Source organism: Exiguobacterium sp. RIT341 (assembly GCF_000632205.1).
In the GTDB taxonomy this organism is placed as follows: Bacteria; Bacillota; Bacilli; order Exiguobacteriales; family Exiguobacteriaceae; genus Exiguobacterium_A.
This window is the reverse complement of the sequence record NZ_JFYW01000008.1, coordinates 96,633-107,721: the sequence shown is the minus strand read 5'-3', so window position 1 is coordinate 107,721 and position 11,089 is coordinate 96,633. Positions and strand designations below refer to the sequence as shown.

Annotated in this window: 11 protein-coding genes; 6 read left to right on the top strand and 5 right to left on the bottom strand. The window is 47.9% G+C overall.

Annotated features, from left to right (window positions below; translation table 11 throughout):
* Positions 1–54 precede the first annotated feature (54 nt).
* Together BW42_RS09555 and BW42_RS09550 are read left to right on the top strand one after the other, a co-directional pair.
* Positions 55–993: a VOC family protein gene (locus BW42_RS09555; RefSeq protein ID WP_035410175.1), complete on the top strand. Its 939-nt coding sequence runs from the start codon at positions 55–57 to the stop codon at positions 991–993.
* Entirely contained in the window at positions 990–1,586 is a 597-nt protein-coding gene (locus BW42_RS09550) for an alpha/beta hydrolase (protein ID WP_035410172.1), read from the top strand. Before BW42_RS09555 ends, BW42_RS09550 begins: the two co-directional genes overlap by 4 nt.
* Positions 1,587–1,645: 59 nt before the next feature.
* On the opposite strand, the gene BW42_RS09545 is transcribed toward BW42_RS09550, so the two are convergent.
* A complete protein-coding gene (locus tag BW42_RS09545) occupies positions 1,646–2,113 on the bottom strand; it encodes a hypothetical protein (protein ID WP_035410169.1) in 468 nt (155 codons plus the stop codon).
* Positions 2,114–2,456: 343 nt separating this feature from the next.
* Positions 2,457–3,197 (bottom strand): SGNH/GDSL hydrolase family protein, encoded by a 741-nt coding sequence (locus BW42_RS09540; protein ID WP_035410166.1) that lies wholly within the window; start codon positions 3,195–3,197, stop codon positions 2,457–2,459.
* Between the two features lie 42 nt (positions 3,198–3,239).
* Here BW42_RS09540 and BW42_RS09535 point away from each other — a divergent pair, with 42 nt between their 5' ends.
* Positions 3,240–4,301 (top strand): acyltransferase family protein, encoded by a 1,062-nt coding sequence (locus BW42_RS09535; RefSeq protein ID WP_035410164.1) that lies wholly within the window; start codon positions 3,240–3,242, stop codon positions 4,299–4,301.
* 56 nt (positions 4,302–4,357) lie between these two features.
* Positions 4,358–4,690, top strand: a complete 333-nt coding sequence (locus BW42_RS09530) for an Asp23/Gls24 family envelope stress response protein (protein WP_029342549.1) — start codon at positions 4,358–4,360, stop codon at positions 4,688–4,690.
* 38 nt (positions 4,691–4,728) lie between these two features.
* Here the strand turns inward: BW42_RS09530 and BW42_RS09525 are convergent, their stop codons facing one another.
* Positions 4,729–5,490 carry an SLAP domain-containing protein gene (locus tag BW42_RS09525; protein ID WP_035410161.1) on the bottom strand — a complete coding sequence of 254 codons (762 nt, stop codon included), beginning with the start codon at positions 5,488–5,490 and terminating at the stop codon, positions 4,729–4,731.
* Positions 5,474–7,837 (bottom strand): accessory Sec system translocase SecA2, encoded by a 2,364-nt coding sequence (gene secA2 / locus BW42_RS09520; RefSeq protein ID WP_035410158.1) that lies wholly within the window; start codon positions 7,835–7,837, stop codon positions 5,474–5,476. Before secA2 ends, BW42_RS09525 begins: the two co-directional genes overlap by 17 nt.
* 278 nt (positions 7,838–8,115) lie before the next feature.
* Here secA2 and pgmB point away from each other — a divergent pair, with 278 nt between their 5' ends.
* The gene (gene pgmB / locus BW42_RS09515; protein ID WP_035410155.1) at positions 8,116–8,787 is read left to right on the top strand and encodes a beta-phosphoglucomutase; all 672 of its coding nucleotides are present in this window, start codon (positions 8,116–8,118) and stop codon (positions 8,785–8,787) included.
* A 91-nt stretch (positions 8,788–8,878) separates the two neighbouring features.
* Here the strand turns inward: pgmB and BW42_RS09510 are convergent, their stop codons facing one another.
* Positions 8,879–10,363: an N-acetylmuramoyl-L-alanine amidase gene (locus BW42_RS09510; RefSeq protein ID WP_035410153.1), complete on the bottom strand. Its 1,485-nt coding sequence runs from the start codon at positions 10,361–10,363 to the stop codon at positions 8,879–8,881.
* A gap of 293 nt (positions 10,364–10,656) precedes the next feature.
* Between BW42_RS09510 and BW42_RS09505 the strand changes: the two genes are divergently transcribed.
* Positions 10,657–11,058 (top strand): hypothetical protein, encoded by a 402-nt coding sequence (locus tag BW42_RS09505; RefSeq protein ID WP_035410150.1) that lies wholly within the window; start codon positions 10,657–10,659, stop codon positions 11,056–11,058.
* Positions 11,059–11,089 lie beyond the last annotated feature (31 nt).

Below are 11,089 nucleotides of genomic sequence, written 5' to 3'. Positions count from 1 at the left end.
TCATTAGTTACTATTATTGTGTTAACAGTAACGATTGAAGGAGAGACCTATTCTATGAAAACACAAGGTATCCATCACATCTCAGCAATGGTCGGCGATCCTCAAGAAAATCTTGATTTTTACGGGACGATTCTCGGACTACGGTTCGTCAAAAAAACGGTCAACTTCGATGATCCAGGGACGTACCATTTTTATTTTGGAAACGAGTCTGGTGCACCCGGAACGATCATCACGTTCTTCCCATTTAAAGGCATGGCGAGAGGACAGGTCGGTGCCGGACAGGTCGGAACGACAGCTTACGCGATTCCGGTCGGTGCATCGGATTTCTGGAAAGCACGGCTGACGCAAAAGAACGTCTCGTTTGAAGAAACAGTTCGTTTCGGAGAGCAACAGATCGCGTTCGAAGATCCACATGGTCTTCAAATCGAGCTCGTCGAACGCAAGGCGGGACGAGACAGTCGCTATGAAATCGACGGTGTCACGCGTGACGTCGCCATCAAAGGATTTGCGGGAGCGACATTACTGTCGCGAGATCCATCAGACACAGCCAAATTACTGACCGATACATTGGGACTCACCCTCAGTAAACGGACGGAGACCGTTGACCGGTACATTGCGGAAGGGGAGTTTGGAGATGTCATTGATGTCGTCCATGGTCAGATGCCGGTTGGTCGTCCGGGTACGGGAACCGTTCACCACATCGCCTGGCGCGCAACCGATCAAGAGGAACAACTCGACTGGATGAAGGCGATCAACGCGTTCGGTTTGCAGACGACTGAAGTAAAAGATCGCAATTACTTTACGTCGATCTATTTCCATGACCGTGGACGCATCCTCCATGAAATCGCAACTGACAATCCAGGGTTCGCGATCGATGAGGACTTCGAGATGCTTGGAGAAGACTTGAAGTTACCGGAACAATTTGAAGCGCATCGCACCGCGATCACGAATCACGTAACACCTATTACAGTACCGAAGGGGAGACTCGTATGATTCATTTATATCAAGCACCAAAAACAACGGACGCACCGATCTTTTTACTCTTACATGGCACAGGCGGAACGGAACAAGACCTCGTCGGACTCGTCTCGCTGCTTGATCCGGAAGCCGGTTACTTGTCTGTCCGTGGAGAAGTCTCGGAAAACGGGATGCCACGTTTCTTCAAACGGCTCGCAGAAGGCGTCTTCGATGAAGAAGATCTCGCTTTACGGACAGCCCGATTGATTCAATTTTTACAGGAACAAGCAGCGGAACGTGACTTCGCACTCGATCGCCTGATTCCGGTCGGTTATTCGAACGGGGCCAACATCGCAGCGAACATGTTGTTTGAAGAAGCGCTATTTAAACAAGCCATCTTACTGCATCCGATGGTACCACGTCGCGGTGTGACGTTACCGGACTTATCAAACGTTCGTGTGTTCATCGGCGCCGGTAGTAATGATCCAATCTGTCCCGCTCAGGAAACAGAAGAGTTGTCAGCACTCTTGAAGGAGGCTGGTGCATTAGTCGATGTCACATGGTCGAACTACGGACACCAACTTGTCATGCCGACGATCGAAGCAGCAACCGATTGGTTAAAACACTAAAAAAGGACTGTCCCATCTGCTTCTCTTCTAGAAGGTAATGGGGCAGTCCTCTTTTCGCTTCAAGCGGGATGATCACTTTTTGGACGGGAGTAGACGATGAGCACGCCACGTTCGACAAGCTGAAGGGCAAGGATCTGTTTCACTTCTTCCGATGCCTTCGTCTGAGCGAGCTGCCGGTAAAGTAGGCGAAGTTCACGACGCATCGTCTTACGAATCAGCCACATGCTATCGATCGTCGTGCACCAACTGGTGACGGTCTCATGTCCGATATAATACTGGGTCTGACGTTCAAGATAATGAATCCACCACTCGTCACGCGCCATTTTTAGTACGATACCTGTGAGCCCAAGTACAAGGATCGCGAGGGGAATGCTTTCATATAAAGGAAGACGACCAAGAACGGTACCAACATTCGTGACGAGGGCAAGCATCACCCATCCTATGCATCCGATGACAAGCCAATATCCAAAGTTGAGAGTACTTCGATGTCGTAACGTCACTTTCGGCGTAAGCAATGAAGTGGCCATCAGAAACACCTCCTTGTTAAATAATCGAATTTTCTGACAATTTATAGTTGTCCTTCTACTATAGTTACTTTTTCCCGAATCGTCTAGTCATTAGACATGGAAAATGTGTTTCTTTCTTGACGAAATTCGTGTACGCTAAATGTAGAAGTGAGCGGTTACATAAAGGAGGATATGAAGAAATGATGGATCAGGTTATCTGGATCGCTGTCGGAATCGTTGCTGTTGCTGTTTTCTCAGCATCAAGCGTTGCAGCTTATATGGGTGTTAAAAACCAAGAAGACTAAGAATCGAAAAACGGCGCATCCCGATTGCCGGGATGCGCCGTTTTTTAATGCGCCATCGCTTATTTGTTTGCTGTTATGTTTGCTTGCAACGCATAAGGTTTTAAGGCATCACTCCAGCGCAGGTAACCCCCACCGACGAGGTGTAATCCATCATACGTCAAGCGATTCTGAAGATACCCTTGTTTGTTCGTCAAAACAGGTCTCAAGTCGACGAATGGGATTTTAAGCGATTGAGCGAGATTTTGTAAATTTCGGTTCAACGCTTCGACATCACGATTGATTCGGACAGAGTCTGAATATTTTGGAGCCACAGGAACGGTTGACTGGAGGACGACGTCGATGTTATTTTTTCGAAGTGTCGTCACGATCGTCGTCATGTTCTCAGTAATTTGTGGAATCGGCGTATAGTGACGGATGTCATTGATGCCACCCATCAAGAAGACGCGTTTTGGCTTCATCTCGAGAATCAAGTCGAGGCGAGTCAAAAAGCCTTCTGTCGTATCGCCAGGAATCCCGAAATTAATGATTGTCGGATCCTCCATCAAGATGCGCCAATCGGCAAAATTCGTCATCGAGTCACCTAACATGACAGCGTTCGCTGATTTTGGGTATTGATAAGTATGGAATAGACTATTCAAACGGACATAGTTCGGGTTCTTATCGTATTGGAATGTCGTGACTGGAGTCGTACTCTTTGCAGGTAAGACGCTTCCGAAGGTTTCGAGCGGTTTACGTCCCAGTAACAATGCAAGGAGAACGACGTTCAAGACGATGGATAGAATCAGGAGTGTCTTTTTCATAAACATTCGTTCCTTTCGAGGGAGTATAAGGGGTAGTGTAACATGAATCGGAATCCTTGGTTTGATAATATCAAAGGTTTTCTTGTCATTTTCGTCGTCATCGGTCACATGCTGACGGATTTACGGTTTGATTATGACGGAAAGTTGCTCGAGACGGTCTATCTATTAATTTACTCGTTTCATATGCCATTATTCATTATCTTAAGCGGTTATTTCTTCCGCGAAAATAAATACTTACGCGTCATCCAATTATTTGCCGTCTATTGTGTCTGGCAAATTTTAATTGGTTCTTGGGCGACACTTGGAGAAGGACTACCACTGTTGTCCGGGGAAAATATCGGAACACATCTACTACGTCCGTATTGGGCACTTTGGTATCTGTTCGTTATGGTCGTCTGGTATATCGTAACGCCGTATGTCGTCCGCTTGCGAGGATATGTCTGGTTTGGTCTCGCGTTCGCTTTGTTATATGGGTTCGAGCTTGAGAACACGGGCTTCTTAGCACTTCGCAAGTTGATCATGTTCTATCCGTATTTCCTACTCGGGAACTATCTATCGGAGCACGAGTTCATCCGGATTTTCGAGATGCCGAAGAATTTCAAGCGGCGGATGAACGTCCGTTTGATTGGTGGTATCACGTTCGCAGCCGTCATGGGCTTCCTGTTATTCGAAGCATGGCGTGATACGCCGAAAGAGATTGTCGACTTTGCAAATGCGTTCAAGCATCGTTTCCCATATGTCGAACAATATGATAGTGACGCGTGGGTTGGTGTACTCAAGCATAGCGTCATCTACCTCTTATCGATTGCGGCTTCGCTCGGTTTCATGATGTTAATTCCAATGCGTCGTTTGCCGCTCATCACGCGAGCAGGGGAACTCAGTCTCTATGTCTACTTGCTTCACGTCTTCTTTGTCATGGCGTGGCGCCAATACGTAACGGATGCGTTCGTTCCGCAAGCATGGCTTGCCTTACTGATCATGATTGGCGTCGCCTTACTAATCGTTGGCATCATCATACACCCGCTCGTCGTCCGTGTCCTCCGTCCTTTGATTGAGATCGACATTCGTCCAATCGTCGAGAAGCGGGAAGACCTTTCAAAATAACGCGGAATGCATTACACTTTAGATAGATGGATTACTAGACGAAGGGCGTGGAAGGTATGTCATATAATTTAAATAATGCGGATGGTGTCGTGAACGTCTCGCAACAAGTCATCGAGGTCATCGCAGGTGTAGCCGTTCAAGAAACAGAAGGCATTGCCTTTACAGCAGACGATTCGAAATTACAGGAAAAACAGATGGTCAAACTTGTAAAAGTCGAAGATGTCGGCGGCGACATCACGGTCAGTTTATCTGTGCATATCAAATACGGCATGTCGATCATCAAGACAGCTGGAAAAGTCCAAGAACGAATCGCGCAAGACATGGAAAATATGCTCGCGTTCCAACCCAAAGCAATCAACGTCCGCGTCATCGGACTCTTAAAAGGATAAGCAAAACGTCTCGGCATCTTGTGTGCCGAGACGTTTTTTTAGGAAGAAGGTGGGAGATAGCGAAGTCCGAGAGCATCGACGTGCGGGGCAGTGCAGGAAAAACGGAGACGGATCGCTTGTTGACTATAAGCGGGTAAGGAGAGTCCGGGATGGGTGACATCTGCGATTGGCGTTTCGTCATCCATCAGTTCAAGTGTTAGCGCCTCGAGTGTCAGCGTCTGATCGCTCGCATTACGGACGAGAACGATTGCTGTCACAGTGTCTAGCTCGCGCGTGATTGAAACTGGTAAGAGGGACCAACCGTCTGCGGGTGGTGTCGGATGCGAATAAGCGACTTGGCGGATCATCCGTTGCTCGAGTTCCGTGGAGTCGTCTTCGATGAAGAGCTCCGTCAGAGTCTCGCTTGAGAAGACGAGTTGTAGCGGCTCCGTCAACTGTTCGAGGTCGACGAAACATTCGTCTTCTTCAAACGTCAACCAGAGCGGTAACGTCGCCATCGGAAGGATGACCGGGACCTCCTCGATACTGAGAACTTTACGAGCAACAAGTTCATCACCGGATAAAGCAAGGACGACGAGGTCATTCAGGTGGAACGACCGAGACAACGTGTTTTGGAACAAGGCGATGACATGAAGCGGACGGTGTGATAAGACTTGAAACAGATGGATTGCCATCTGATTGGCTTCTAGATCAGGCAGTTGTTTCACGACGTGACGAAAGACGTATTCATCTTCCTTGACGATCGGCATGTCCTCCGTGAAGTAGAGCGGGGGACGGAACACTTCATTCGACGTGTGCATGGTGCAGTTCTCCTTCGCTATCGTGTGTCTGTTCGGCGCGGCAGATGCCTGAAAGGACCTGTTTCTCGAAACTTGCAATGGCATATTCAAAATAATCCATGCCTTCCCGTTCGAAGATGCGGACCGGTTGTTCTTGTCCGTAACTGCGGAGATGAATCCCTTCTTTTAAAGTGTTCATCGCCGTCAGGTGGCGCGTCCATTGCTCGTCCAGTGCAAGGAGGATGAAACGTTTGACGGTCTCTTTTTCAGCTGTGACATGGGCAACAAGTAGGGCTTCGGTTTCAGCAATCAGCGGCTCGAGTTGTCGTTTCATCTCGTCGATCGTCTCCAGTCGTTTTAACGTGACTGGTTGATGTAACAGTTGCTCGAGTTCTGTCATGACGAGAGCCAGTGGCCATTCTTCTGGAACGAGATCGTCAGAGAGTGTTTGGTCGAGGATCGACGGCAAGACACGTCTTGCAAATGTCTGAACGATATCCTCGAGTGACGTCGCATCAACGATTCTGTTCCGGAGATGATAGATCGCTTGCCGTTGTTCACTGATGACTTCTTCGAGCTGAACGAGTTCATCCCGAACACTTCGGTTGACAGATTCACATGTCGACTGAGCGAACTGCAATAGATCCCGGACGTCACGCGAAGTGAGCGGACCGGCAGTATTTCGTACTTTTTGTTGCACACGCTCGAGGCGATCGCGCGCGAAACGGCGTGGCAGTTCATCTTCGAGCGAAAGATAAAACTGCGTCAATCCAGGATCACCCTGGCGACCTGCCCGACCACGCAACTGGTTGTCGATCCGGATCGATTCATGGCGTTCGGTACCGATGACGAACAAGCCGCCTTGTTGTCGTGCCGCTTCATCGAGTAAAATATCCGTTCCGCGACCTGCCATATTGGTCGCGATCGTGATTCGACCAGCTTGTCCGGCAGCCGCAATGATCCGGACTTCCTGATCGACGGTTTTAGCGTTCAGGATCTCGTAGGTGAGTCCGTGCGCATCAAGTGTCTTCGCGACGCGCAAGGACTGTTCAATCGATGAAGTCCCGATCAAAACCGGTCGTTCCGTGACGTGTGCCGATTTTGTTGCTAGCGCGATGGCTTCTAGCTTTTCGTCGCGTGTTGCAAAGACGACGTCCTCTGCATCGATCCGAATTTTCGGGCGGTTCGATGGAATCGTCACGACGTCCATGCCGTATGTCTTTTGAAATTCTTCCCGTGACGTCGCCGCCGTACCGGTCATTCCAGCTACCTGATGATAGAGACGGAAGTAATGTTGGATCGTAATTTGGGCGGTCGTCCGGTTCTCTTCCGTGACCGGAACCCCTTCTTTTGCTTCGAGGGCTTGGTGTAAACCATCGGATAGACTGCGTCCTTCCATCAGACGACCTGTGAAGAGGTCGACGAGCGCGATTTTTTGATCCTTGATGATATAATCGACATCTCGTTTGAGAACGACATGGGCACGTAAGGCTTGAATGACGTAATGGAAGAGGACGGAATGCTCGGCGGCAAACAGATGATCAATCGCAAACGCCTCTTCGATTGTTTCGATGCCATGATCGGTCAAGGCGACGGCTTTGATTTCTTCATCAAACGTATAATCCCGCTCGTCTTCAAACGTCTGGACGACATGACGGACGAGTTGTTGTAATCCTTCGTGGACACTGTCTCGTTCCGCCATGATGAGTGGCGTTTTCGCTTCATCGATTAAAATGCTATCGACTTCATCGATTAAGGCGAAGTGCAGGGGCCGTTGCAGACGTTCCATCGGCTCCATGATCAGATGATCCCGCAGGTAATCAAATCCGAATTCAGTCCCGACACCGTATGTAATATCTGCTGCGTAGGCAATCCGTTTTTCCTCAAACGTTGCTTCAGCGGAATTGATTCCGACCTGCAATCCTAAAAAACGGTGGATCTGACCGATTTGTTCAGCATCGCGTCGTGCTAGATACTCATTGACGGTAATGACGTGAACGCCTTTTCCATATAACGCTTGGGTGAAGCTCGCGAGTGAAGCGACGAGCGTCTTTCCTTCACCTGTCGCCATTTCGGCGATTTGTCCTTCCAGTAGTGCGAGTCCGCCCATGAGCTGCACATCGTAGTGTCGTAAGCCGAGCGTCCGTTTACTCGCTTCTCGAACAAGCGCAAATGCCATTGGTGAGATTGCATCAATCCGTTCTCCGTTTCGTAGCCGTTCCCGCAACGAAATCGTCAACTCCCGTAACGCTTCATCAGATGTTTGCTCCATTTCTCGTTCTAAGCTATTGATCGTCGTTACGATTTTTTCATAACGATGAACTCTTCGACTTTGATCATTCAACAACTGTTTAACACGTTGAAACATCTTCGTCACTCCCTCATATGCTATGAAGTCATTATAGCAGTTAAAAATTGTAAAACGAATAGTAAAAAACGAAATAAGTAAAACATTCCCTTAAAATTGAAAGCGTTATCAAAAAGAAGGTATCTCAGCTTTAAAAACAAAGAATCAGAAATATTTGATAACGCTTGCAAAGAGTCGAGAGAACCAGTAAAATTATTCATGAGGCAAGTGCAATCGTTTGCGCAAAGTCATTCGATTTCTTGCCTTGCATGGACGATGGAAGAAAGGATGGATGTCGGATGGCACCAACGATCGAAGCGGTCATTTTTGATTTAGACGGCGTAATTACCGATACAGCAGAGTATCACTACTTAGCGTGGAAACAATTAGGAGAGGATTTGGATATCCCGTTCGACCGGGAATTTAATGAGACATTAAAGGGTGTCAGCCGGATGGATTCACTCGAGCGTATCCTTGCGCTCGGCGGAAAACAAAACGCTTTTTCAGAGGACGAGAAGCTAGCACTCGCCGCTAAGAAAAATGAACACTACGTCACATTGATCCAGCACATCTCTGAACAGGATCTTCTTCCTGGAATCACTGCATTCCTCGATGAAATCCGAAACGCTGGGCTGAAAATCGGAATGGCGTCCGCCTCTAAAAATGCGCTGATGGTCGTTGAGGCATTAAAGGTTCGACACTATTTCGATGACATCGTAGACGCTGCGACTGTTGCACAATCGAAACCACACCCTGAAGTGTTTCTCCGTGCTGCAGAAGCACTCGACGTCGAACCGAGTCGTTGCATCGGTGTAGAAGATGCGACGGCTGGCATTACTGCCATCCACGCTGCCGGCATGTATGCCGTCGGAGTCGGACCGGAGTCGGCACTCCATGAGGCAGACTATCGTGTCGATTCGACAGATTTGCTTTCCCTTGAGCAAATCCTCGCTAGTCGCTCCCTTGTCTGAACCATTCCCTGATGGTGAAGGACATTCCTTGAAAGTTATGTATTTAAAAAGGATCGCTTCCCTGAGCGATCCTTTTTAATATGCGGTTGATTTAAAGCGAAGCGAGAATCCCGTCCGCGATTGCTTGCGCGTAGCGGGATTGATATGTTGGATTCGTAAGTTTCGCACGATCCGAACTGTTCGAGAGGAAACCGAGTTCCGCTAGAATCGATGGCGCTTGTGTGCCGCGAATGACAGCATAGTTCGCATAATGAACGCTTCGGTTACGCATGCCAGCATACGAGACGAGACGTTGCTGAACGTTCTGAGCGAGGTTGATCGAAGAAGCACCTTTATAGTAGAAGGTCTCTGCTCCATATGCCTGTTCACTCGTTGAAGCATTGATATGAACACTGACGAAAGCAGTCGTCGCATGACTATTCGCAAGGGCGCTCCGTTCTCCAAGTGACGGGTAGTAATCGTTTGTATAACGTGACATCGTCACATCGACTTTTCCGGCAAGACGTTCAGCGACTTGTTTCGTGACTGCAAGAACGATGTCACGTTCCGTAACGCCGTAACGAACCGCGCCTGCGTCATGTCCACCATGACCTGGGTCAAGGACAAGCAATGGACGGTTTGATGGTGCCGGTTGGAACAGTGTCAGATACGTCGCATCGACATAACCGCTTTGACCACTTGCTGTCCGGACGGAGACGAAGCCTTTCGTTTGATGCCGCGGATTCGTGACGACGACAGGGGTCCCCCGACCGAGACGGGCGATTTGACCACTGAGCGTTGAAGTATTCGCACGAAGAGCGACACTGTTACCGGACGAGATCAAGACATACATCTTCGAACCACTGTAGTCAACGTTTCCAATCGTCGAGGCAGGGACGGAAGCCCCTTTCTTCAAGTATGTCCCCATGACATAACCTGTCTTCCCTTGGTACTGCACCGTATGCCAGTTCGATTTAACGGCGAGGGAGCTGACTGCTGTTCCACTCGGAATCGTTGTAAGTACTTTCCCGGACGTCGAAGGGGACGAACGGAAGTTCAAGCGATCGGTCGTCGTATAGACCGTGGTCTTAGCTGGTGCAGCTACTTTCTTCAAATAAGAACCCGAAACATAACCAATCTTGTTCGCATAGGTCACTTTATACCAATTTCCGCTTTTAAAACTCGATTGTACGCCTGTCCCTTTAGGAATCGTCAACAAGCGATTAGAAGACGTCGTTGCCGCACTACGTAAGGACAACGCATCGGTCGTCTTATAGGACGTCTTCGTAAAGGACGTACCACTCTCAATCTTTTTCAGGTAAGATCCCGTCACATAACCCGTCTTTCCTTTATATGACAACTTATACCAAGAGCCTTTACGGTAGTTTGACGTGACGTTCGTCGTCTTCGGGATCGTCAGTAGTTTCTTCGAAGAGGTCGAATTCGAACTACGTAAATTCAAAGCATCCGTCGTCTGATACGAAGTTTTCGTAAAGGTTGTGCCGGTCGCAGCCGATACAGTAGAAGTAGAAGCGAAGCAACCGGATACCAACGAAAGTACTAAAGCGGTCTGAAATGTTTTAGGTAATTTGCCCATTAAATTTCCAGTCTCCTTTTCGTTAAAATAAGAAAGATATATCTTGTATTAATAGAACTTAAGTATTATTAAAATAGTTAAATCTCGAAATTATATGTTCCGTTTTCATTCCTTTCTGTTAATATGAAGTGTAGCCAATTTATCGGTAAGGATATGAAAATATTACAGGATAATTAAATAATTAAAGAAATTATATATTATCGAGGCAAATTATAGTTTAATATATTTCAAAATACATACAATTGAAACACAACTGAAACATTAATGTATAAAATAGGAAAGAGGGGCAAGGAATGGGGAACAGTGAACACATCTACCGCGAACTAATGGAAATCGAAGAGGAATACCGTCGTCTGCAACGACGCGCCGAGTATTTGATCTCGGAATTAAGCCGTGGAACGGGAGAACATTCGCAAGAAATCGCCGTCACGCATGAGCGTCCGTTAAAGCAACGTCGCGTCAATCAACGGTATCCACTAGAAGTCTACGTGCACCAAATCAGTGATTTAATGCGCGAGCGTGAATCGATGACAGCACGTGATATCCAAATGGAACTCGAGTTACGTTATCGCCACCAAATCAGCAATATCTATCAATTGATGGCGAAAGTCGAACAGGCAAACCCTGCCATTAAGAAAGTCGGACGCGGTATCTATACATATGATCCAGCTGCTGAAGTACCGATCTTCATGTAAGAGCCGCTCGTCGGCTCTTTTTTTTTATGAT

Excerpts from the sequence above, each read along its gene's own strand:
- BW42_RS09540 (WP_035410166.1), bottom strand. The coding sequence starts at position 3,197 with ATGAAAAAGACACTCCTGATTCTATCCATCGTCTTGAACGTCGTTCTC.
- BW42_RS09510 (WP_035410153.1), bottom strand. The coding sequence starts at position 10,363 with ATGGGCAAATTACCTAAAACATTTCAGACCGCTTTAGTACTTTCGTTG.
- pgmB (WP_035410155.1), top strand. The coding sequence starts at position 8,116 with ATGGCACCAACGATCGAAGCGGTCATTTTTGATTTAGACGGCGTAATT.
- BW42_RS09535 (WP_035410164.1), top strand. The coding sequence starts at position 3,240 with ATGAATCGGAATCCTTGGTTTGATAATATCAAAGGTTTTCTTGTCATT.
- BW42_RS09550 (WP_035410172.1), top strand. The coding sequence starts at position 990 with ATGATTCATTTATATCAAGCACCAAAAACAACGGACGCACCGATCTTT.
- BW42_RS09555 (WP_035410175.1), top strand. The coding sequence starts at position 55 with ATGAAAACACAAGGTATCCATCACATCTCAGCAATGGTCGGCGATCCT.
- BW42_RS09505 (WP_035410150.1), top strand. The coding sequence starts at position 10,657 with ATGGGGAACAGTGAACACATCTACCGCGAACTAATGGAAATCGAAGAG.
- BW42_RS09525 (WP_035410161.1), bottom strand. The coding sequence starts at position 5,490 with ATGCACACGTCGAATGAAGTGTTCCGTCCCCCGCTCTACTTCACGGAG.
- BW42_RS09530 (WP_029342549.1), top strand. The coding sequence starts at position 4,358 with ATGTCATATAATTTAAATAATGCGGATGGTGTCGTGAACGTCTCGCAA.
- secA2 (WP_035410158.1), bottom strand. The coding sequence starts at position 7,837 with ATGTTTCAACGTGTTAAACAGTTGTTGAATGATCAAAGTCGAAGAGTT.
- BW42_RS09545 (WP_035410169.1), bottom strand. The coding sequence starts at position 2,113 with ATGGCCACTTCATTGCTTACGCCGAAAGTGACGTTACGACATCGAAGT.